This window comes from Georgenia soli (assembly GCF_002563695.1).
Lineage (GTDB): Bacteria > Actinomycetota > Actinomycetes > Actinomycetales > Actinomycetaceae > Georgenia > Georgenia soli.
In genome coordinates this window covers 3,065,740-3,087,867 of record NZ_PDJI01000004.1, presented here as the reverse complement: position 1 = coordinate 3,087,867, position 22,128 = coordinate 3,065,740, and the positions used below count along the sequence as shown (strand labels likewise).

General features: G+C 74.5%; 20 protein-coding genes. 7 read left to right on the top strand and 13 right to left on the bottom strand.

The features are described from left to right. Nucleotides 1-13 precede the first annotated feature (13 nt). From ATJ97_RS15290 to ATJ97_RS15280, 3 genes are read left to right on the top strand one after another with little or no spacing between them, the layout of a single operon-like run. Nucleotides 14-1,312 (top strand): magnesium transporter MgtE N-terminal domain-containing protein, encoded by a 1,299-nt coding sequence (locus tag ATJ97_RS15290; protein WP_245862598.1) that lies wholly within the window; start codon nt 14-16, stop codon nt 1,310-1,312. Beyond that, complete coding sequence (locus ATJ97_RS15285; RefSeq protein ID WP_098484474.1) at nt 1,305-1,910, top strand: DUF1003 domain-containing protein; 606 nt, start codon at nt 1,305-1,307, stop codon at nt 1,908-1,910. The genes ATJ97_RS15290 and ATJ97_RS15285 overlap by 8 nt, the downstream gene beginning before the upstream one ends. A gap of 58 nt (nt 1,911-1,968) precedes the next feature. After that, on the top strand, nt 1,969-3,102 hold the full coding sequence (locus ATJ97_RS15280; protein ID WP_098485515.1) for an Mrp/NBP35 family ATP-binding protein: 1,134 nt from the start codon (nt 1,969-1,971) through the stop codon (nt 3,100-3,102). Nucleotides 3,103-3,158: 56 nt separating this feature from the next. Here the strand turns inward: ATJ97_RS15280 and ATJ97_RS15275 are convergent, their stop codons facing one another. The 5 genes from ATJ97_RS15275 to sigE form a co-directional block, all read right to left on the bottom strand. Then, nucleotides 3,159-4,130 (bottom strand): CapA family protein, encoded by a 972-nt coding sequence (locus tag ATJ97_RS15275; RefSeq protein WP_098484473.1) that lies wholly within the window; start codon nt 4,128-4,130, stop codon nt 3,159-3,161. A 41-nt stretch (nt 4,131-4,171) separates the two neighbouring features. After that, a complete protein-coding gene (locus tag ATJ97_RS15270) occupies nt 4,172-4,828 on the bottom strand; it encodes a twin-arginine translocase TatA/TatE family subunit (RefSeq protein ID WP_098484472.1) in 657 nt (218 codons plus the stop codon). Between the two features lie 64 nt (nt 4,829-4,892). Further along, nucleotides 4,893-6,662: a S1C family serine protease gene (locus ATJ97_RS15265; protein ID WP_245862595.1), complete on the bottom strand. Its 1,770-nt coding sequence runs from the start codon at nt 6,660-6,662 to the stop codon at nt 4,893-4,895. Nucleotides 6,663-6,694: 32 nt separating this feature from the next. After that, nucleotides 6,695-7,618, bottom strand: coding sequence for an anti-sigma factor family protein (locus tag ATJ97_RS15260; RefSeq protein ID WP_098484471.1), 924 nt, complete (start codon nt 7,616-7,618; stop codon nt 6,695-6,697). Further along, nucleotides 7,615-8,241: an RNA polymerase sigma factor SigE gene (sigE, locus tag ATJ97_RS15255; RefSeq protein ID WP_098484470.1), complete on the bottom strand. Its 627-nt coding sequence runs from the start codon at nt 8,239-8,241 to the stop codon at nt 7,615-7,617. The genes ATJ97_RS15260 and sigE overlap by 4 nt, the downstream gene beginning before the upstream one ends. A 136-nt stretch (nt 8,242-8,377) precedes the next feature. On the opposite strand from sigE, the gene ATJ97_RS15250 reads away from it, so the two are divergent. After that, nucleotides 8,378-9,010: an O-methyltransferase gene (locus ATJ97_RS15250; RefSeq protein ID WP_098484469.1), complete on the top strand. Its 633-nt coding sequence runs from the start codon at nt 8,378-8,380 to the stop codon at nt 9,008-9,010. Here the strand turns inward: ATJ97_RS15250 and ATJ97_RS15245 are convergent. The 5 genes from ATJ97_RS15245 to ATJ97_RS15225 form a co-directional block, all read right to left on the bottom strand. Further along, nucleotides 8,958-10,637 (bottom strand): leucyl aminopeptidase family protein, encoded by a 1,680-nt coding sequence (locus tag ATJ97_RS15245; protein ID WP_245862593.1) that lies wholly within the window; start codon nt 10,635-10,637, stop codon nt 8,958-8,960. The genes ATJ97_RS15250 and ATJ97_RS15245 overlap by 53 nt on opposite strands. A gap of 79 nt (nt 10,638-10,716) precedes the next feature. Further along, complete coding sequence (locus tag ATJ97_RS15240) at nt 10,717-10,884, bottom strand: DUF3117 domain-containing protein (RefSeq protein WP_098484468.1); 168 nt, start codon at nt 10,882-10,884, stop codon at nt 10,717-10,719. 93 nt (nt 10,885-10,977) lie between these two features. Next, on the bottom strand, nt 10,978-11,799 hold the full coding sequence (locus ATJ97_RS15235; RefSeq protein WP_098484467.1) for an LOG family protein: 822 nt from the start codon (nt 11,797-11,799) through the stop codon (nt 10,978-10,980). 15 nt (nt 11,800-11,814) lie between these two features. After that, nucleotides 11,815-12,921, bottom strand: coding sequence for a succinyl-diaminopimelate desuccinylase (gene dapE, locus ATJ97_RS15230; protein ID WP_098484466.1), 1,107 nt, complete (start codon nt 12,919-12,921; stop codon nt 11,815-11,817). 36 nt (nt 12,922-12,957) lie between these two features. Beyond that, nucleotides 12,958-14,478, bottom strand: coding sequence for an NAD(P)H-quinone dehydrogenase (locus ATJ97_RS15225; RefSeq protein ID WP_425432765.1), 1,521 nt, complete (start codon nt 14,476-14,478; stop codon nt 12,958-12,960). Nucleotides 14,479-14,591: 113 nt separating this feature from the next. Here ATJ97_RS15225 and ATJ97_RS15220 point away from each other — a divergent pair, with 113 nt between their 5' ends. Together ATJ97_RS15220 and ATJ97_RS15215 are read left to right on the top strand one after the other, a co-directional pair. Then, entirely contained in the window at nt 14,592-15,443 is an 852-nt protein-coding gene (locus ATJ97_RS15220) for a purine-nucleoside phosphorylase (RefSeq protein WP_098484464.1), read from the top strand. Nucleotides 15,444-15,472: 29 nt separating this feature from the next. Then, nucleotides 15,473-17,167 carry a phospho-sugar mutase gene (locus ATJ97_RS15215; protein WP_098484463.1) on the top strand — a complete coding sequence of 565 codons (1,695 nt, stop codon included), beginning with the start codon at nt 15,473-15,475 and terminating at the stop codon, nt 17,165-17,167. A 260-nt stretch (nt 17,168-17,427) separates the two neighbouring features. Here the strand turns inward: ATJ97_RS15215 and ATJ97_RS15210 are convergent, their stop codons facing one another. Further along, entirely contained in the window at nt 17,428-17,625 is a 198-nt protein-coding gene (locus ATJ97_RS15210; RefSeq protein ID WP_143427043.1) for a hypothetical protein, read from the bottom strand. Between the two features lie 304 nt (nt 17,626-17,929). Here ATJ97_RS15210 and ATJ97_RS15205 point away from each other — a divergent pair, with 304 nt between their 5' ends. After that, nucleotides 17,930-19,318: an HNH endonuclease signature motif containing protein gene (locus ATJ97_RS15205; protein WP_143427042.1), complete on the top strand. Its 1,389-nt coding sequence runs from the start codon at nt 17,930-17,932 to the stop codon at nt 19,316-19,318. A gap of 304 nt (nt 19,319-19,622) precedes the next feature. Here the strand turns inward: ATJ97_RS15205 and ATJ97_RS15200 are convergent, their stop codons facing one another. Together ATJ97_RS15200 and ATJ97_RS15195 are read right to left on the bottom strand one after the other, a co-directional pair. Further along, nucleotides 19,623-20,477, bottom strand: a complete 855-nt coding sequence (locus ATJ97_RS15200; RefSeq protein ID WP_098484460.1) for an aldehyde dehydrogenase family protein — start codon at nt 20,475-20,477, stop codon at nt 19,623-19,625. Then, nucleotides 20,474-22,126 carry an aldehyde dehydrogenase family protein gene (locus ATJ97_RS15195; protein ID WP_245862590.1) on the bottom strand — a complete coding sequence of 551 codons (1,653 nt, stop codon included), beginning with the start codon at nt 22,124-22,126 and terminating at the stop codon, nt 20,474-20,476. The genes ATJ97_RS15200 and ATJ97_RS15195 overlap by 4 nt, the downstream gene beginning before the upstream one ends. Nucleotides 22,127-22,128 lie beyond the last annotated feature (2 nt).

Below are 22,128 nucleotides of genomic sequence, written 5' to 3'. Positions count from 1 at the left end.
TAGGCTGACTGCCGTGAACCAGCCCACCGCCCGTCCCAGCACGAGCAGCCGCGTGTACGTGGCACGGCTCAAGGGCACGGCCGTCTTCGACCCCCTGGGGGACCAGGTCGGCCGGGTCCACGACGTCGTCGTCGTCATGCGCCTGAAGGGCGCCCCCCGCGCGGTCGGGCTCGTGGTGGAGGTGAGCTCCAAGCGCCGGGTGTTCGTGCCGCTGACGCGGGTGACGAGCATCGACTCCGGGGCGGTGATCACCACGGGGCTGCTCAACATCCGCCGCTTCTCCCAGCGGGCCACCGAGACCCTCGTGGTCGGGGAGCTGCTCGACCGGCAGGTGACGTTCCGCGACGGCTCCGGCACCGGCACGGTCGAGGACGTCGCGATGGAGCAGCACCGGAGCCGGGACTGGTACGTCACGAAGCTGTTCGTGCGCCGTAACGCCGGGCGCGGTCTCGTGGGCCGGCGCGGCGAGGCGCTGGTGGTCGACGTCGACGACGTCACCGGGCTCGCCGGCACGCCGGCCCAGCAGGGCGCGACGGCGCTGCTCGCCACCCTCGAGGACCTCAAGCCCGCGGACCTCGCCGACGTGCTGCACGACCTGCCGGACAACCGGCGTCTCGAGGTGGCGGCGGAGCTGGACGACGAGCGCCTCGCCGACGTGCTGGAGGAGCTCGGCGAGGAGGACCGGGTCGCGATCGTCTCGGGCCTGGACCTCGACCGCGCCGCCGACGTCCTGGACGTGATGCAGCCCGACGACGCCGCCGACCTCGTCTCCGAGCTGCCCGTGGAGAGGGCCAGCCAGCTGCTCGAGCGGATGGAGCCGGAGGAGGCGGAGGACGTGCGCCGCCTCCTCGCCTACGAGGAGCACACCGCGGGCGGTCTGATGACCACCGAGCCGCTGATCCTGGCCCCCGAGGCCACGGTGGCCACCGCGCTGGCGCATGCGCGCCGGCAGGACGTCACCCCGGCGCTGGCCGCGATGATCTTCGTGGTCCGCCCGCCCCTGGAGACGCCCACGGGCCGCCTCCTCGGCGTCGTTCATCTCCAGCGTGCGCTGCGCGAGCCTCCCCACCAGCTCATCGGTTCGCTCCTGGACAAGGACGTGGACGCCCTCGGCCCCACCGACGACATCGGCAAGGTCACGCGCCTGCTCGCGACCTACAACCTCACCGCCCTGCCCGTGGTGGACGAGAACCGGCGTCTGCTCGGCGCCGTCTCGGTCGACGACGTGCTCGACCACCTGCTGCCCGCGGACTGGCGCGAGGCGGACGACGACGTCACCGACCGTGCCATGACGAGGACGGCCCATGGCTGAGCGCCTGGACACCCCGCTGGAGGCGAGGCGGCGCTGGCGCCCGCAGGTGGACCCCGAGTTCTTCGGACGCTTCTCCGAGGGCATCGCCCGCTTCATGGGCACCCCGCGCTTCCTGCTCTACCTGACGATCTTCTGCGCGGCGTGGCTGCTGTGGAACACCTTCGGCCCGAAGCACCTGCAGTTCGACTCGGCCGCGCTCGGGTTCACGGCGCTGACGCTCATGCTGTCCCTGCAGGCCTCGTACTCCTCGCCGCTGATCCTGCTGGCGCAGAACCGCCAGACGGACCGCGACCGCGTCAGCGCGGAGCAGGACCGTCAGCGCGCCGAGCGCAACCTCGCCGACACCGAGTACCTGGCCCGCGAGATGGCGGCCCTGCGCCTGGCCATGGGCGAGGTCGCCACACGTGACTTCGTGCGCTCGGAGCTGCGCGGCCTGCTCGAGGACATCGTCGAGGAGCGCGAGGCCCGCATCCGGGAGCTCGAGGGCGAGCTCGCCCAGATGGAGCGCGACCTCCAGCGCGCCGGGGTGGACACCACCGACAGACGCGAGGACGACGACCCGGGCCCGGTCCGGGCGGGCGACGGCGCACGGGACTGACGGCGATCGGGACTGAGGGCGGTCGGGGCACTTTGCCACGCCGCCTACGATGGGACGCATGAGTGCACCCACCGTCGAGGCTGTCCGGGCCGAGCTGGTCAACGTCATGGACCCGGAGATCCGCCGCCCCATCACCGAGCTCAACATGGTCCGGTCGGTCGAGGTCGAACCGGGCGGGCTCGTGGTGGTCGGCGTCGACCTGACGACGGCGGGCTGCCCGCTGAAGGACACCATCACCCGGGACGTGACCAACGTCGTCGGCGCCATCGACGGCGTCTCCGGCGTCCGGGTCGACATGGGCGTCATGACCGAGGAGCAGCGCAAGGAGCTGCGCACCATGCTGCGCGGCGGCGTCGCCGAGCCGGAGATCCCGTTCGCCAAGCCCGGCTCGCTCACCCGCATCTACGCGGTGACCTCCGGCAAGGGCGGGGTCGGGAAGTCCTCGGTGACGGCCAACCTGGCCGCCGCCATGGCCGCCGACGGGCTGAAGGTCGGTGTGGTCGACGCCGACATCTACGGCTTCTCCATCCCCCGCATGCTGGGCGTCGAGCACCCGCCGACCAAGGTCGACGACATGATCCTGCCGCCCGTGGCGCACGACGTGAAGGTCATCTCGATTGGGATGTTCACGCAGAACGGCCGGCCGGTGGTCTGGCGCGGGCCGATGCTCCACCGGGCGCTGCAGCAGTTCCTCTCCGACGTCTTCTGGGGCGACCTCGACGTCCTCCTGCTCGACCTGCCGCCCGGGACCGGTGACATCGCGATCTCGGTGGCCCAGATGCTGCCGAACTCGGAGATCCTCGTCGTCACCACCCCCCAGGTGGCCGCGGCGGAGGTGGCCCAGCGCGCCGGGATCATCGCCGAGCAGACCCGCCAGCACGTGGTCGGCGTCGTGGAGAACATGTCCTGGCTCGAGCAGCCGGACGGCACCCGCGTGGAGCTCTTCGGCTCCGGCGGCGGCGAGCGCGTCGCCACCGAGCTCGGTGGCGCCCTCGGCTACGAGGTGCCGCTCCTGGCGCAGGTGCCGATCGAGCTGGCGCTGCGCGAGGGCGGGGACTCCGGCGTGCCCCTGGTGCTGCGCGAGAGCGGCAGCCCGGCCGCCCAGGCGCTGCTGGCGCTGTCCCGCTCGCTGTCCCACCGCGCCCGGGGTCTCGCGGGTCGCTCGCTGGGCATCAGCCCCGTCGGTCGCTGACAGGTTCTGCTGGCCGTCAGCAGCCTTCCTCTGTGTCGGGCTGGCGGCCGCCTGCCTCAGGCGGCTGACAGCCCGACGGCGAGGTGTCCCTCGCGGGTCTCGGCGGCCTCCGTGCCGAGCCGCGCGCAGGCCCGCCGGAGCCGACGGCGCACCCACTCGGCGTCGTCGCCGTCCGCCACCTCGGTGAGGGCGACGCGTAGCCGCAGCGGGACGATGTCCACGCTCCGGAAGATCCCGCCCTCGAGGTGGAGGAGCCACAGGGCGCCCAGGTCGTTGCGCAGGGCCGGATGGACCGCGTAGTCGTCGACGAGGTCGCCGAGGTCGTACAGCACGCGGCCCTCCACCCCGTGCGGGACGTGCGCGGAGTGCCCCGCGACGAGCGCCGCACCCGAGGCGAGGAGCGCCCGGGCTGCCCGCCGCACGTGAGGAACCGGCTCGGTCACCAGGTTCGGGCCCCAGTGCGGCGTGACGAGCACCGGCGTCTTGCGGGCGGCCGTCCGCACCGTGCTGCGCACCCAGTCCGGGACGCCCGTCCGCAGGTCGGCGAACGCGACGCCGGGCCTGTCCGGCCCGGCGGCGTAGGACGCCGGGTGGTCCGTGAGTCCGACGACGGTGACCGGCTGTCGCGCCACGTCGACGACGGCGGGGCGGCGGGCGGCCACGACGTCCTCCCCCGCCCCCACCCAGGAGACGCCGGCGTCCGCGAGGTGACCGAGGGTGTCGGTGAGCGCCTCGGTGCCGTAGTCGAGGGCGTGGTTGTTGGCGAGCGTGACGGCGGTGACGCCGAGTCCCGCCAGGAGCTCGGCGGCGCGGGGCGGCGCCCGGAAGAAGAAGGGCTTGTGCGGGTCTGGCCACCGCCGGCCCCGGGCGGAGATGCAGCACTCGAGGTTCAGCACGACGGCGTCGGTGCCGCGGAGCAGCTCACGCAGCCGCGGCCCCAGGGGCGACGTCGGCGGATCGGCGGTGATCCGGTCCGCGACGAGCCTGCCCAGCATCGTGTCACCGGCGAGCGCAAGGATTGCGGTCATGCCCGGACTCCCTCAGCCGGCCGCCTCCCGGTGCGGGGCGGTCAGGTCGCCTCGTCGTCGAACGGGACGACGTAGGGCTCCTCCTCCGCAGGATCCGTCCCCACTGCAGGAGCCGTGTCCTCCGCCAGCGCCGTCACAGACGGCGCGGTCCCCGCCACGGTCCCGGTCGCGGCCGCGAGCACCTGGGCGGGCGGCGTGACAGCAGCCACTGAGCTCCCGGCACCGGCGGGACCCGTGGCGCTCCCGGCACCGGCGGACGCAGCGCCGCCTGCGGACGCAGCGCCGCCCGCAGCGCCGCCCGCAGCGCCGCCCGCAGCGCCGCCCGCAGCCGACGGCGCCCCGTCGGCGGACGCCGCTCCTGCCGCCGCGAGCCCGGCGGCCGCGGCCTTCGCGCCGGTGGACGGCGAGGGGCGACGGGCGGCGCGGGGGCGTGCGGGCCTGGCGGGCTCGTCGTCGTCCATGAGGGCCTCGCGCACGATCCGGCGCGGGTCGTACTGGCGCGGGTCGAGGGCCGCGAGATCATCGAACTCGGGCCCGAGCTCCTCGCGGACCTTCTCCTTGGCACCCGTCGCGATCTTCTTGACCTCGCGGGTCAGGCGGCCGAGCTGCTGGGCGAGCTCGGGCAGCCGCTCCGGCCCGATGAGGAGGAAGGCGAGCACGAGCAGGACGACCAGCTCACCCCCGTTGATCCCGAACACGGCATCAGGATACGGCGCCACGGCTGCGCGCCGTGCCCGTGTCCCCGGGCCGGCGCGGGGGCGGTCAGCCCGAGTTCTCCCCGAGCACCACGCGAACCTCCTCGACGCCGCCGCCGCGCCGCACCCCGAGCACGACGGTGTCGCCGGGCGCCTTGGAGCGCACGGCGACGATGAGCTCGTCCGGGTCCGTCACCGGTCGGCCGTCGATGCTGACGATGACCTCGCCGGGGCGGATGCCGGCCACGTCGGCGGGGCCGCCGGGCACCACGGCCGGGTTGTCGTCGACGTCGTCCTCGAGCACCTTCACCCCCTCCCCGGTGTACCGGGTGTCGAGGGAGACACCGATCACCGGGTACGTGGCGGTCCCGGTGGCGATGATCTGCTCGGTGGTGCGCCGCACCTGGTTGGCGGGGATGGCGAACCCGAGGCCGATGCTGCCGGTGGCGGAGGCCGCCCCGGACGCCTGGGCGATCGCCGTGTTGATGCCGATGACCTGACCGCTGGAGTCCACCAGCGGCCCGCCCGAGTTGCCGGGGTTGATCGCGGCGTCGGTCTGGATGGCGTTGATGAAGGTGGTGGTGCCACCGGCCCCGGCCTTAACGGGGCGGTTCAGCGCGCTGACGATGCCCGACGTCACGGTGCCCTCGAGGCCCAGCGGGGCCCCGACGGCCACCACCGGGTCGCCGACCGCGATGGTGTCGGAGTCCGCGAGCACGAGCGGCTCGAGCCCGTCGCGGTCGACCCTCAGGACGGCGAGGTCGTAGTCGGCGGTGCGGCCCACGATCTCGGCCTGCTCCTCGCCGCCGTCCGGGAACCCGACGATCACCCGGCCGCCGTCGGCCGCGTTCTCGATCACGTGGTTGTTGGTGACGATGTAGCCGTCCTCGCGCAGCACGAGGCCCGTGCCCGAGCTGCCCTGCCCGTTGCCGCGCGCCTGGATGTAGACGGTGGACGGCAGCACCGCCTCCGCGATCCCGGCGACCGAGTCGGGGGCGCGGTCGCCGGCCGAGGCGGTCGGCAGCGTCTGCCCCGGCTGGGAGACTGTGAAGAACGACCGGGCGCCGAGCGCGCCGAGGATGACGCCGGCGAGCAGCGCCAGGACGACGAGCAGGACGACGACGCCGAGCGCCACCCGTCGTTGCGCCTGCGGCTGTGCGGGGCGTTCCGCGGTGTAGACCTCGCCGACCCGCGTCGGGGCGTGCTCCCCGCCTGCGGACGGCGCCGGCGCGGTGTCGGCGGACACGGACGTCGCGGTCGGCCCCGACGGCGGTGGGAACGTCCGTGGTCCCGTCCCCGGGGCGGGCGCGGCGAAGGGGCCGGGCGCTCCGCCGTCGGGGACGGGGTGCTGCCCGGGAAGGGGCCGTGTCGTGTCACCGGGGTGGACGGGCGCCCAGTACGGCGGCGTGCCGCCGGGAGGGGTGCCGCCGGCCGACGTTGCGTACGGCGAGGTGCCGCCCGACATGGGGCCGCCGGACGGGGTGCCGGCGGGCGGTGTGCTGCTCCCGGCCGCGGCGCGGTCACCGCGTCCCACGCCGCGCCGGGCGCTGCGGAACGACCGCCGTGAGCGGTACGGGACGCCGGCGGGCGGCGCGGGCTGATGGCCGCCTGCGGGCTGGTTCCCCGACGTGCGCCCCAGCGCGTGGAAGCCCTCCGGCTGCGGTGCCGGGGTCGGGGCGTAGTCGTAGCGGGCGCGCGCCGGCGGCGTGCGGTCCGCCTCCCCCGCGGGAGGAACGGCCTCCCCCTCGGGAGGAACGGCCTCCCCCTCGGAAGGAACGGCACCCCCGGACGCGGACGAGCCGCCGGGCACCTCAGGCCGCTCGTCGTCGGGGGTCATGGGCACTCCTTCCGTGCCGGACCGGCCGGCGGTCACCGGGACTGCACGAGCAGGTCGGTCCAACCCACAAGAGTCTGCCAGCCGCGGTCGATGCGGTCAGCAACACCGGAGCCCGGGGGCGTGACAGGAAAGGTGCCGGCGATGTCATGCACGAGGTCGGGGTCGTCGGCGCTGGTGACGAGCACGGTGACGCCGTCGCACTGCAGGACCACCGTCGTCCCGGGGCCGGGCAGCGCGTGCACGGTGTGGTCCCCGGCCTCGACCAGGGGCAGGTCGGCCAGCTCGGCGGGCTCCAGGACGCCGCGGCCCTCGACCACCTGCGCGGTGTGTCCGTCGCGCTCGATCTCGATCGTGAGCACCTGGTCGCCGGGGGTCCCGGCGGTGCCGACGTGGCTGACGTCCGCGCCGGCGGGAAGCCCCTGGGGCGCCGCCCAGCCGTTCGCACGCAGCCAGGTGAGGGCCTCCTGGGTGGCGGTGGGCGCCTCGGCCATCCGGATCCTGTCCGAGGAGACGGCGAGCTGCACGGGCGGGTGCGCCGGTCCGGCGACGTCGGCGAGCATCTGGGCCGGGTCGCCAGTGCGCTCGTTGAGGGTTCCGACCACCACCAGCACGGCGAGCACGCCCGCCGCCCCGGCGAGGACGGCCGAGCCGCGCACGAGGGCGCGCCGTCGTCCGGGGCCGTAGGTCAGCGGCTCCCACGCCCGGTCGACGAGGGCGCGGGCGCGCCCCGCCGGCTCCGGCGCGGGCGACTGGGCGAGCTGCATGATGCGGGCGGTGAGGTCGTCGCTGGGTCGGACGTCGCGCGCCTGGGCCAGCCGCCGGCGCGAGGCGCGCTCGACGGCGACGAGGCCGGCGCACCGGTCGCACGTGACCAGGTGGGCCATCGCCGCCTCGGCCCGCTCAGGGGGCAGCTGACCGTCGACGAGGGCGCTGACGTCGTCGCGCAGGTGACTCATCCGGCCCCCTGGACGGCGTGGACGGGGGCGGGCGTGACGGGGCGACGGTGGGCGAGCTGGTCGCGCAGCAGTGCGCGTGCGCGGTGGATCCGCGACCGCACGGTCCCCATCTTGATCCCGAGCGTCGCCGCGATCTCCTCGTAGGAGAGTCCCTCGATGTCGCAGAGCACCACAGCAGCACGGTACTTCGGCGGGAGGGCGTCCAGCGCCGCCTGGACGTCGAGGTCGAGGTGGGCGTGCTCGAACCCGCGCTCGGGCTCGCCGGAGTCGTGGGCGGCGGGCAGCCGTTCGCTCGCCTCGCCGAGCGGGTCCATCCGCAGACGCTGGCGGCGGCGGGCCTGGTCCAGGAACAGATTGGTGGTGATGCGGTGGAGCCAGCCCTCGAAGTTGCCGGGCTGGTAGCTGTGCAGCGACCGGAACACCCGGACGAACGTCTCCTGGGTGAGGTCCTCCGCGTCCGCCCTGTTCCCGGTCAGGCGGTACGCGAGCCGGTACACCCGCGGCGTGTGCTCGACGACGATCTGCTCCCACGACGGCGGCGACCACACGGGCTCCGTCACCTCGTCCGCGGCCTCCGTGGGCAGGCGCTCGTCGGCGTCGGTGGTGCGGGGGCCCTCAAGCATGTGCGTCCTCGTTCCGTCCTCGGAGCACACATCCTAGGGAGAGAACCTGAGCGCTTCCTGGGAGCGGCGGACCGCACCGGTAGCATTCTGCTCTGGAAGGAGCGGCACCCGCCGCCGACCAGCCTGGAGGCCCATCATCACCGCCGACAAGGCCCTGTCCTGGGCCTACACCGAAGAGTTCGTCGCCGAGGACGACGCCGTCGTCGACGCGCGCCTGCGCGCCGAGGAGCTCGGCGTCCAGCCGGTCACCCCCGGCACCGGGGCGGCCCTGCGCTTCCTCGCCGCGGCGTGCCGGGCGCGTGCGGTGGCGGAGGTCGGCACGGGCACGGGTGTCTCCGGCCTGTGGCTCCTGGGCGGGATGGCGCCCGACGGCGTGCTCACGACCATCGACATCGAGCCGGAGCACCAGCGCGCCGCCCGGGAGAGCTTCGCCTCGGCCGGCCTGCGGCCCGCCCGCACCCGGCTCATCGGCGGTCGCGCCCTCGACGTGCTGCCGCGCCTGGCCGACCGCAGCTACGACATGGCCGTCGTCGACGGCGACCCGGCGGAGGCGGCCGACGACGTCGACCTGGCCGTCCGGCTGCTGCGCCCGGGCGGGGTGCTCGCCGTCAGCTCCGCCCTGTGGCACGACCGCGTGGCAGACCCGGCGCGCCGGGACGAGACCACGGTGGCGGTCCGCGAGCTCGGCAAGCAGGTCCGCGACGACGACCGGCTGGTCAGTGCCCTGCTGCCGACCGGTGACGGTCTGCTGGTGGCCGTGCGGCGCTGAGGCCCTCCAGCCAGCGCAGGAGCAGCCGGGCGCCGTGCCCGGTCGGCGCCGCCGCGGGCAGCTCCCCGTCCCCCTTGCCGGCCCGTGCGGGGCCGGCGATGTCCAGGTGCGCCCACGGCGCGGACCCGGCGAAGCGCTGGAGGAACAGGGCGGCGACGACGGCCCCTCCCCCGACGTGGCCGTCGGTCGCGACGTGGGCGACGTCGGCGACCGCTGAGTCCAGGGCGGGCCGGTAGTCCTCCACCAGCGGCATGCGCCAGGCCGGCTCCCCCGTCGCCTCGCCGGCGGCGAGGAGCTCGCCGGCGAGGTCGTCGCTGGCCGAGAAGAGCGCGGCGTGGCCGCGGCCGAGCCCCCGCGCGGCCGCCCCTGTCAGCGTGGCGACGTCGACGACGGCGTCGGCCCCCACGGTCGCGGTCGTCCACGCGAGCGCGTCCGCCAGGACGAGCCGGCCCTCGGCGTCGGTGTTGGAGACCTCGACGGTGGTGCCGTCGAAGGTGCGCACCACGTCCCCGGGCCGGTAGGAGGCACCGCCCATGGCGTTCTCGGCGAGGGGCAGGACGGCGGTGACGCGCACGGGCAGGCCGCGCTCGGCCGCCCCGAGCACGGCAGCGAGGACGGCGGCGGCACCGGCCATGTCCGTCTTCATCGGCACCATGGCCTCGCGCGGCTTCAGGGAGAGACCGCCGGTGTCGAAGCTGATGCCCTTGCCCACGAGCGCCACGTGCCGGTCGGCGCGGCGAGGTTCCCAGGTGACCACCACGAGGCGCGGCGGCGTCACCGACCCGCCGCCGACCGCGAGGATCGCCTCCATGCCCTGGCGCCGCAGCCACGTCTCGTCGTGGACCACGGCGCTCAGCGTGCCGCCCTCCGCCGGCGCCGCCCGCACCAGGTCGGCCACCTGCTCGGCGAGCCACACCGGGTTCTTCGTGCTCGACGGCGTCGCGGCGAGCAGGCGGGTCAGCCAGGTCGCCCGCGCGGCCGCCCTGGCGGCGGCGAGCGTCTCGTCCGCTCCGGGCTCCGCCGTCGTCCCTCCGGAGGCAGCACCGGCCGCCGTGCCATGGCGGCCGACGCGGCCGAGGACGACCAGGCGTCGGGGCGCCGGGCGCCCGGGTGCGGGCGTGCGGCCGGTCCGCGGCATCCGGAAGGCGGAGAGGAGGAAGCCCTCGGCGAACGCGCGCAGGGTCGCCGTCGTCAGGTCGTCCCCCGCGGCGAGGGCGACGGTGCCCAGGCCCGCGGCGGCCCGCCCGAGCGCGAGGCCGGCGCGGCGCGCAGCCGCGGGGCTCCCGTCCCCGACGCCGACCAGCACGAGGGTCTCCGGCAGCCCCTGCCACGGCAGGTCCACCACCCCGGGCAGCACGCGCGGCAGCCGGACGACGGCGGTCGTGCCCGCCTTCCCGCTGAGCTCCGCACGCTCGGCCTCGGCGAGCAGGTCGATGCCGTAGAGCGCGGCGACGTCGGCCGCACCGCCGCGGGGCTGCAGCTCGTCCTCGCCGGGCGGCGCGGGGGCCACCGGGACGGCCAGCGCGTCCGGCACCGGGTCCGCCCACCGGCCCCCCTCCCGCGGGTGGGCCACTCGCTCGTCGGCGAGGACGATCTCGGGCAGGACGATCTCCGGCAGGGACTGCACGGTCAGGCTCCGGTGGCTCGGGGACGACGACGGCCGGCCAGCGTGCCTGGCCGGCCGTGTGTCGGTTCTGTGGGGCGTGTCAGCTCGCGACGGCGCCGAGCGCCTCGCTCAGCTCACCGGCCTCGGCCGGGGTGAGCTCGACGACGAGTCGGCCACCACCCTCGAGCGGGACGCGCATGACGATGCCGCGCCCCTCCTTGGTGACCTCGAGCGGCCCGTCTCCGGTCCTCGGCTTCATCGCGGCCATGTGGTGTACCCCTCTTCTCCGTGGATCCTCGACCACCCCGAAACGGGGCAGACTCTGCCGACCGGGCAGAGTGATCGCTGCGTCCAGTTTAGATCACTCGGCCGCGCCACCAGCCTCTTCGGCGGCTGCGGCCTGCGCCTTGACCTCCTGGGCGAGCTGCGCCATGCCGTTCAGGACGGCGTCGACGGCCTCCTCGGCGGTGTCGACGAGGGGGAGGAGATCGAGGTCGGCGGGGCTGATCGTGCCGCGGGCGACCATCGCGTCGCGGAGCCAGTCGAGCAGGCCGCCCCAGTAGGAGGACCCGACGAGCACGATCGGGAAGGAGGAGACCTTCTGGGTCTGGACGAGCGTGAGCGCCTCGAACAGCTCGTCCATGGTGCCGAACCCGCCGGGGAGCACCACGAAGCCCTGGGAGTACTTCACGAACATGGTCTTGCGGGCGAAGAAGTAGCGGAAGTTCACCCCCAGGTCGACCCACTGGTTCATGCCCTGCTCGAAGGGCAGCTCGATGCCGAGCCCGACCGACGTCCCGTCCGCCTCGCACGCGCCCTTGTTGGCGGCCTCCATGACGCCGGGGCCGCCCCCAGTGACGACGGCGAAGCCCGCCTCGACGAGACGCCGCCCGACGTCCTCGGCGAGGTCGTACTCCGGCTCGCCGGGCCGGACGCGCGCGGAGCCGAACACAGAGATGGCGGGCCCGAGGTCGGCGAGCGCGCCGAAGCCCTCCACGAACTCGGCCTGGATCCGCATCACCCGCCACGGGTCCTGGTGGAGCCAGCTGATGTCCTGCTCCGGGGCGAGCAGCCGTGCGTCGGTGGTCTCCCGCGGGATCTGGTCCCGGCGCAGGAGGACGGGGCCGCGGCGGTAGCTCCGGTTGCCGTCGTGGTCGTGGTTGGTGCGAACCTCGCGTGTCATGGGGGAAATTGTCCTCTAAGCGAGCCAGGCGTGCAGGGCCCGCGCGCAGGTGCGGATCTGCTCGACGTCGCACCGCTCGTCGTCGGCGTGGGCGAGCATCGGGTCGCCCGGGCCGAAGTTGACGGCCGGGATGCCGAGCTCGGCGAACCGCGCGACGTCGGTCCAGCCGTACTTCGGGCCCGGCGCGCCGCCGGTGACCGCGGTGACTGCCTCGACGAACCCCTGGACGAGCGGGTCGTCGAGCCCGGGCCGCGCCCCGCCCGCGAGGTCGGTGATCGTCACGTCGAACCCGTCGAAGACCTCCCGGACGTGCGCCTCGGCGCCGGCCGGGTCGAGCGACGGCGCGAACCGGTAGTTGACCGTGACGACGCACGCGTCCGGGATCATGTTCGCCGCGATGCCGCCGGTGATCCCGACGGCGTTGAGACCCTCCCGGAAGACCAGCCCGTCGACGTCGACGTCGCGCGCCTCGTAGCGGCGCAGCCGGTCCAGGATCTCGCCGGCGGCGTGGATCGCGTTGACACCGCGCCACCCGCGGGCGGAGTGCGCGGTGCGGCCGGTGGTGCGGACCTCGGCGCGCAGGGTGCCGTTGCAGCCTCCCTCGATGCCCCCGGCCGTGGGTTCGCCCAGCACGGCGAGGTCGGCGGCGAGCCAGTCGGGGTGGTGGCGCACGAGCCGGCCGAGGCCGTTGCGGACCGCCTCCACCTCCTCGTGGTCGTAGAAGACCCACGTAACGTCCCAGCGCGGCTCGCGCAGGACGGCCGCCAGGTGGAGGGCGACGGCGACGCCGCCCTTCATGTCCACGGTGCCGCGGCCCCACAGCTCCGCCGCGCCGTCGTCAGCCGGGACGACCCGGGTGGGCAGGTTGGACTGGAGGGGCACCGTGTCGATGTGCCCGGCGATGACGACGCGGCGCTCGCGCCCCAGGTTCGTCCGGGCCACGACCGCGTCGCCGTCGCGCAGGACCTCGAGGTGTGGCAGCTCGCGCAGCGCCGTCTCGATGGCGTCGGCGAGGGCGCGCTCGTCACCGGAGACGGAGGGGATGTCGCAGACGGCCGCCGTGAGCGCGGCGACGTCACCGGTCAGGTCCGGCAGAGCGGGGGCGGAGGCGGGTGCGGCCATGCAGGAGACCCTACGGCCCTCGCCGCCGGCCCCGGCTCACGCGCGGTGGAGAGTCCGGGCCGCCTCCGCGATGGAGCCGGTGAGCGACGGGTAGATGGTGAACACGTTGGCGAGCTCGTCGACCGTGAGCCGGTGGGCGACGGCGATGGTGATCGGGTAGATCAGCTCGCTGGCGCGCGGGGCGACGATGACGCCGCCGATCACCACGCCCGAGGACCTGTCCGAGAAGAGCTTGATGAAGCCCTCCTTGATGCCGAGCATCTTGGCCCGCGGGTTGCGCACGATCGGGAGCCGGGTGATGGCGCCGTCGACCTCGCCGGCCTCGATCTGCTTCTGCGTGACGCCGATCGTGGCGATCTCCGGTGCGGTGAAGATGTTGGCCGCGACGGTGCTGAGGTCCAGCGGCGCGACGGCGTCGCCGAGGGCGTGCCACATGGCGATCCGCCCCTGCATGGCGGCCACCGACGCCAGGGGCAGCACGCCGGTGCAGTCACCGGCCGCGTAGATGCGGAAGGCGCGGGTGCGCGAGACGCGGTCGACCTTGATGTGCCCCGAGCTGGTGATCTCCACCCCGGCCTCCTCCAGGCCGATCCCGGAGGTCGCCGGCACGCCGCCGACGGCCACCAGGCAGTGCGAGGCCTCGACGACCCGGCCGTCGGTGAGCTCGACCTCGACCCCGCAGTCGGTGCGGCGCACGGCCGCCGCACGAGAGCGGGAGAGGACGGTCATGCCGCGACGGCGGAACACGCCCTCGATCAGCTCGGCGGCGTGCTCGTCCTCGCCCGGAAGGACCCGGTCGCGGGAGGAGACGAGCGTGACCTGCGCGCCGAGGGCGTTGTAGGCACCGGCGAACTCGGCGCCCGTGACGCCGGAGCCGACCACCACGAGGTGCTCGGGGATCTCGGTGAGGTTGTACATCTGCGCCCACGTGAGGATGCGCTCGCCGTCGGGCTGCGCGGTGGGCAGCACGCGCGGGGTGGCGCCCGTCGCCACGAGGATGATCTCCGCCTCGAGCTCGCGCTCGCCGCCGTCCTCCAGGGTGACGGTGACGCGCCGGGTGCCCTCGGAGCTGATGGTGGGGCCCACCCGGCCGGTGCCGATGACGATCTCGATGCCCTCGCGCTCGAGGCGGGTGCGGATGTCCTTGGACTGCTTCTTCGCGAGGCGGACCACGCGCTGGTCGACCACGTCCATGTCGGCACGCAGGGCGCCGGGGTCGCCGTCGTCGCCGCCCTCGGCGCCGATGCCGAGCTCCCCCGCCTGCTCGGTGACGGTGAGCCACTCGGCCGTGGCGATGAGCGTCTTGGAGGGGACGACGTCGGTGAGCACCGCGGAGCCGCCCATGCCCTGGCGCTCGACGACCTGGACGCGGGCACCGAGCTGACGGGCCACCAGCGCGGCCTCGTACCCGCCGGGACCGCCGCCGATGATGACGACCCGTGACCCCTCGCGCACCGGCGACGCGCCGGCGCCGTGGTCACGGCGGTGCTCCTCGGTGTGGGCGGCGCCGGTCTTCTCGACGGCTGGGGGCGGGACTGGTCCGGAAGGGGTGCTCACCCGAGGCATTGTGCCCAACCTGCCCGCCGCACGCCGCACGCGCGGCCCGACGACGCGGCGCGCAGGGCCCGTCGTCCCCGGTCGGAGCCCGGCACTCGCGATAACGTCGGGCCATGAGCCACGCCGCGTACGACGCATCTGCCGCGACCGACCTGGACGATCCCGCGACCGACCCCTTCGACGTCGCACGGGAGGCCGCGGCGACGCTCGCCCGACGCACGGGCGTGGAGCGTCACGACGTCGCCCTCGTCCTCGGCTCCGGGTGGGGCGGCGCCGCCGACCTGCTGGGCGAGAAGGTCGCCGAGATCCCCGCGACGGAGCTGCCCGGCTTCAGCGCGCCGGTCGTCGTCGGCCATGGCGGGACGCTGACCTCGGTGCGCATCGAGGGCACCGACCGTCACGCCCTGGTGCTGGGGGCGCGCACGCACTTCTACGAGGGGCGGGGCGTGCGGCGCGTGGCCCACGGCGTGCGGGTGGCCGCGGCGGCGGGCGCCTCGACGGTCGTGCTCACCAACGGGTGCGGCGGCCTGGAGCCGGAGTGGGCGCCGGGCACCCCGGTGCTCATCAGCGACCACATCAACCTCACCGGCGCCTCGCCGCTGGAGGGGGCGACGTTCGTCGACCTGACGGACCTGTACTCCTCGCGGCTGCGTGCGCTCGCCCGGGAGGTCGACCCCTCGCTGGCCGAGGGTGTCTACGTCCAGTTCCGCGGGCCCCACTACGAGACCCCGGCCGAGGTGCAGATGGCCCGGCGCATCGGCGGTCACCTCGTCGGCATGTCCACGGCGCTGGAGGCGATCGCCGCCCGGCACGCCGGCCTGGAGATCCTCGGCATCTCGCTGGTCACCAACGCGGCCGCGGGCATCTCCGCCGAGCCGCTCTCGCACGAGGAGGTCCTCGAGGCCGGCCGCGCCGCCGGCCCCCGCATCTCCCGCCTGCTCGCGGACATCGTCCGCAGCCTGTGAAGCACGACGTCCTGAGGAGAACCGACGACATGAATGTCACCGCCGACGAGGTCAACGCCTGGATCGCCGCCGACCCCGACGAGCGCACGCGGACGGAGCTGACCGAGCTCGTCGAGCGGGCCGCCGGCACGGGCGAGGACGCGCTCGCCGCGCAGGCCGACCTCGACTCGCGGTTCTCCGGCCCCCTCGAGTTCGGGACCGCCGGGCTGCGGGGCGCGCTGGGCGGTGGGCCGCACCGCATGAACCGCGCCGTGGTGATCCGCGCCGCGGCCGGGCTCAGCGACTTCCTCGCCGGCGAGGTGGGCCGGGGCTTCACGGTCGCCGTCGGCTACGACGCGCGCTACGGCTCCGCGCAGTTCGCCCGGGACACCGCCGCCGTGGTCACCGCCGCGGGCGGCCGGGCCCTCCTCCTGCCCGAGCCGCTGCCGACGCCGGTGCTCGCCTTCGCGGTCCGGCACCTCGGCACCGACGCGGGGGTGATGGTCACCGCGTCCCACAACCCGCCGCAGGACAACGGCTACAAGGTGTACCTCGGTGGCCGGGCGGTGACCGGAGCGGGCCAGGGCGCGCAGATCGTGCCGCCGTACGACGCCCGCATCGCCGAGCGCATCGCCGCCGCCCCCCGGGCCGTCGACGTGCCGCTGGCCGAGGGCGGCTGGGAGGTGCTCGGGCCCGAGATCCACGAGGCGTACCTGCAGCGGGTGGTCTCCCTCGTCCCGCCGCGGCACACCCGCGAGGTGCGGATCGTCTACACGCCCATGCACGGCGTCGGCGGTGCGACGACGGTGGAGGCGCTGCGCCGCGCCGGCTTCGGCGACGTGCACGTGGTCCCCAAGCAGGCGGACCCGGACCCGGACTTCCCCACCGTCGCCTTCCCCAACCCGGAGGAGCCCGGCGCCCTGGACCTGGCGTTCGACCTCGCACGCTCCGTGGACGCCGACCTCGTCCTCGCCAACGACCCCGACGCCGACCGGTGCACCATGGCGGTGCCCGACCGCAACGTCATCGGCGGCTGGCGCCAGCTCACCGGCGACGAGATCGGAGCGCTGCTCGGTGAGCAGACCGGCGTGGCCGCCGCGTTCGCCGGGCGGGGCGTGCTCGCCAGCTCGGTGGTGTCCTCGCGGCTGCTCGCGCGGATCGCGCAGGCGCACGGCCTGCAGCACCGGACCACGCTGACCGGGTTCAAGTGGATCGCGCGCACCGAGGGTCTGGTCTTCGGCTACGAGGAGGCGATCGGGTACTGCGTGGACCCGGCCGCCGTGCGCGACAAGGACGGCATCAGCGCGGCCGTGCGGATCGCCTACCTGGCCGCGCAGCTGAACGACCACGGGGAGACGTTCGTCGGGGCGCTCGACAACCTGGCGCAGCGCCACGGCGTGCACGAGACGAGCCAGATCTCCGTCCGGGTGTCGGACCTCTCCCTCATCACCTCGACCATGGCCCGGCTCCGCTCCGGCGGCCCCACCACGCTGGCCGGCTCCCCGGTGGTGACGACGACCGACCTCGCGACCGGCTCCGAGGATCTGCCTCCCACGGACGGACTGCTCTACCTCACAGCTGCGGGCGACCGCGTGATCATCAGGCCCTCCGGGACCGAGCCGAAGCTCAAGTGCTACCTGGAGGTGATCGTCCCGTCGGTGCCTGACGTGAGCACCGCCAGGCACACGGCGTCCCTCCGGATGGAGGCCCTGCGCGCTGACGTCGCGGCTGCGGTCGAGATGTAGGAACGCCTCTCGTCCGTGTACCGCCACACCGGCCGCCGGTTCGGCAGTGCATCGACCGCCTGGTCCGTCCACCGCTACTCCGGCTGCCGGTCCGCCACCACCAGCCGGCGGTAGTCCGTCGCCGCCAGTCGACCGCCTGGTCCGTCCACCGCCACTCCGCCTGCCGTCCTGTCCACAGATCTCCGGCAGCCCGGGCGGATGTCGGTGGGTCGCACTAGTGTTCGATGCATGGTCAGGGACGGGGTGAGCGGGTTCGGCGTTCAGGGTGCCGCCGGGGCCTCGGGTGCCTTGGTGTCGGACCTGGAGCGTGCGTTCGCCGAGGTGGTGGGCGGCTGGGTGGCGGCCGGTGTCGCGCTGTACCCGCCCTCCTCGGAGCTGGTGTGGGAGGTCGGGGCGCCGGCCGGCCTGGCGGAGGACGCGCCCGTGACCTCGGGCGACGACGACTCGGCGGGCGCCATCTTGGCCACGGCACCGGATGGCGGCGGTTCGGCCACGGCACCCGATGGCGGCGCCTCGGCCACGGCACCCGATGGCGGCGCCTCGGCCACTGGACCCCATGGCGGCGCCTCGGCCGTCGATGACGAGCCCGCTGCCGACGTCGTTTCCTCTTCCGACGTCCCTCTCTCTTCCGGCTCCTTGCTCTCTCCTTCCCGCGGTGGCTCGTCCAGGGAGGGCGCCGCTGCCGCTGATGGTGCAGTCTCCTCGTTGCCGTGGTGGGCGGTGGTGCCCACGGGCGCGGCGCCGGTCCCGAGCAGCGGGCCGGTGCCCGCGCCGGGGGACCCGGGCCTGGCCGAGGCGTTGGGGCGGGGACTGGTGGACGGGGAGGCGGACGCGGCCGGGGCCTCGGCCCTGGAGGCCCTGCCGGGCGGGCCCGGGCTGGCCACCGCTCTCGCCGCCCTCTCCCCCGCCCAGGTCGGGGACGCGACCCTGATCGAGGGCATCGCCGCCTTCGAACGCCTGGCCTCCTGGGCCACGGCCCAGCAGGCCGTCCTGGTCCGCGAGCTGACCGACCGGCACGGCACCACCGGCACCGCCGCCAAGACCGCCGCCGCCGAGATCGGCGCCCGCCTCGGCTCCACCGGCACCGTCGGCGCCATGAAGGTCGACCTCGCCGCCGCCCTGGACTCCTTCCCCGAGGTCGCCGACGCCCTGACCACCGGGCGCATCGACTCCCGCAAGGCCACCGTGCTCACCACCCGCGAGCCGGGCCTGACCACGGGTCAGCAGCGCCGGGTCGTGACCGGGCTGCTGAAGGACGCCGACCGGCTCTCGGGGCCGAAGCTGCGCAACCGGCTCCGCGCCGCCGCGCTGAGCGTGAACCCGGACGCCGGGGTGGAGCGGCGCCAGCGCGAGCACGCGGCGCGGAAGGTCACCATCACCCCCGCCCCGGACGCGATGGCCTGGATCACCGCCTACGTGCGCGCCGACCACGCCCACACGATCAAGACCGCCCTGCGCGCGCTGGCCGATGCCGCCGTGGACGGCGACCAGTCGGACGAGCGGACCCGGGAGCAGGTCCAGGCGGACGCGTTCGTCGACCTCTTCGCCTCGGTCCTGGACCGCGGGGTGGACCTGGCCGGGCACCCGTTGCCGTCGGGGCGCCTCGCCCGGGCCGGGGCGCAGATCACCGTCGGGGCCGGGACCCTGCTCGGCCTGGACCACCAGGCGGGATATCTGGCGGGGTACGGGCCGATCCCGGCCGAGCTGGCCCGCGAGCTCGCGCAGGACGCGACCTGGCGGGCGCTGCTGACCGACGAGCACGGCCACTTCAAGGACCTCTCCACCAAGGCCTACCGGCCAGGCGCGGACCTGACCCGCACCGTCCGGGCCCGCGACGTCACCTGCACCTTCCCCGGCTGCAACCGGCCGTCGGTGGTGTGCGACCTGGACCACCGCATCGCCTACGACCCCGCGATCGCGCACCTCGTGGCGCAGACCAGCGTCTGCAACCTCCACCCGCTGTGCCGGCGGCATCACAACCTCAAGACGTCGAAGCGCTGGGACGTGGTCCGCGAGCCGGACGGCACCGTCATCTGGACCGTCGCCCGCACCGGCCACCGGTACCGCCACACCCCCGACCCGCCAGCCGGCGCACCGGCCGCCGCAAACCGCTGGGCCGACCTCTTCGCCAACACCGACCCACCCTTCTAGGACCGCCGCAGTCCCGCGGTGCCTCACGCACTTGGCGATTCCAGAGCGGCCTCACCGATCCCTCGCGGCACGCCAACGAAGCAGGGCACCGCACCATGGCGGCACCGTCCGCCGTCCACCACCGAGGCCAGGAGCCGACGCGCACCCGCGCGCCGGCTCCTGCGCATGCCGGTCAGCGGCAGGTGGCGTCGCCACAGGAGGATGTTCCGCTTACGTACCAGCGGGCCCCGCTACGTCACAACATGCCCTTGGGCTACGTCAGAGCATGCCCCTGGGCTACGTCAGAGCATGCCCCTGGGCCACGTCACAGCATGCCCTTGGGGTGCCAGACGGTCTTCGTCTCCGTCAGGGCAGTGATCCGGCCGAGCGTCGGTGCAGGTACACCGTCGACCGGCGCGAGCACTCGCTTGAGGGTCTCGGCCGCGGCGATCTCGAGGTCGACCCAGTCCAGAGCCCCGGCGCCGGCGAGGTCGAACGCGTTGACGTCGGCGTGCGCGGCCAACCACGGGGCGATCTCGGCCGGCGAGCCGGTGAGCACGTTGACGACCCCACCGGGCACGTCCGAGGTGGCGAGCACCTCGGCAAGCGAGATGGCCGAGAGAGGCGCCTTCTCCGAGGCGACGACGACCACCGTGTTGCCCGGCACCAGCGCGGGCGCCACCACGGACACCAGCCCGAGCAGCGCCGACTCCTGCGGCGCCACGATCGCGACCACACCGGTCGGCTCGGGCGCGGAGATGTTGAAGTAGGGCCCGGCCACGGGGTTGGCGTTGCCGGCGACCTGCGCGTACTTGTCGGCCCAGCCCGCGTACCAGACCCACACGTCGATCGCGGCGTCCACCTGGGCGGTCGCTGCTGCCTCCTCGATCCCCTCCGTCTCACGGACCTCCGCGACAAACTGGGCCCGGCGTCCCTCGAGCAGCTCGGCGATCCGGTAGAGCACCTGCCCGCGGTTGTACGCCGTCGCGCCGGCCCACCCGGGCTGGGCGGACCGGGCGGCGCGCACGGCGTCGCGGGCGTCCTTGCGGCTCGCCCTCGCGGCGTTGGCCAGGAAGCGCCCGTCCGCCGTCGTCACCTCGTAGGTGCGGCCGCTCTCGGAGCGGGGGAACTTCCCGCCCACGTAGAGCTTGTAGGTCTTCGGCACCGCCAGGCGTGTCATCGGGTCTCCCCCTTCTTCCGGCGGGACCCGCCGCGCTGCGTCCCCGTCGCTGGTTCAGCCGTGTCGGGGGTCTCCCCGCCGGTGGCGCCGACGGTGTCCACCGTCGAGACGGTGCTCGTCCCGCCGTCACCCATGGCGTCGGAGCGGCGCTCCTCCCGGTGTCCTTCCACCCGCACAGGCGCCCGCGCCGGCTCGGTCGCAGCCACGGATCCGACGGCGGGCTCGAGGTACGCCGCGAGACCGTGCCGGCCCCCCTCGCGCCCGTAGCCGGACTCCTTGTAGCCGCCGAACGGGGAGGCGGGGTCGAACCGGTTGAAGGTGTTCGCCCACACCACGCCGGCACGCAGCCGGTCGGCGACGGCAAGGATCCGGCTGCCCTTCTCCGTCCAGATCCCGGCCGAGAGGCCGTACGGGGTGTTGTTCGCCTTCGCCACCGCCTCCGCGGGCGTGCGGAACGTCAGCACCGACAGCACCGGGCCGAAGATCTCGTCCCGCGCGATGCGGTGGGAGGTGGAGACGTTCGTGAAGATCGTCGGCGCGTACCAGAACCCGTTCTCCGGGATCGTGCACGGGGCGGACCAGCGCTCCGCCCCCTCCTCCTCGCCGATCCGCGAGAGCGTGCGGATACGGTCCAGCTGCTCCGCGGAGTTGATCGCGCCGATGTCGGTGTTCTTGTCCAGCGGGTCCCCCAGCCGCAGGGTCGACAGCCGGTCCTTCAACCGGTCGACGACCTCGTCGTGGATGTTCTCCTGCACGAGCAGCCGCGACCCGGCACAGCACACGTGCCCCTGGTTGAAGAAGATGCCGTTGACGATGCCCTCGACCGCCTGGTCCAGCGGCGCGTCGTCGAAGACGATGTTGGCGGCCTTGCCGCCGAGCTCGAGCGTGACCTTCTTCCCAGTCCCGGCCACGGACCGGGCGATCGCACGGCCGACCGCGGTCGAGCCGGTGAACGCCACCTTGTTCACGTCCGGGTGGTTGACCAGTGCCTCCCCGGTGTCCCCGGCGCCCGTGACGATGTTGACCACCCCGGGCGGCAGGTCGGCCTGCTGGAGGATCTCGGCGAAGAGCAGCGCGCTCAACGGCGTCGTCTCCGCCGGCTTGAGCACCACGGTGTTCCCGGCCGCGAGCGCCGGCGCGATCTTCCACGCCAGCATCAGCAGCGGGAAGTTCCACGGGATCACCTGCGCGGCCACCCCGAGCGCACGCGGCGCCGGGCCGAGGCCGGCGTGGTCGAGCTTGTCGGCCCACCCGGCGTAGTAGAAGAACCACGCCGCCACCAGCGGGACGTCGACATCGCGACTCTCCCGGATCGGCTTGCCGTTGTCGAGGCTCTCCGCGACGGCCAGCTCGCGCGAGCGCTCCTGCACGAGCCGGGCGATGCGGAAGAGGTACTTGCCCCGGTCGGTGCCGCTCAGGCGCGACCAGGTGCTCTCGTAGGCACGGCGGGCGGCCGCGACGGCACGGTCGACGTCGACGGCGTTCGCGGCGGCGACCGTGGCGATGTGCTGCTCGGTCGCCGGCGAGATGGTCGCGAAGGAGGAGCCGTCCGCGTCGACGAACTCGCCGTCGACGAAGAGCCCGTAGGACTCCCGCAGGTTGAGGATCGCCGTGGACTCCGGCGCGGGGGCGTAGTCGAGGAAGCTCATGT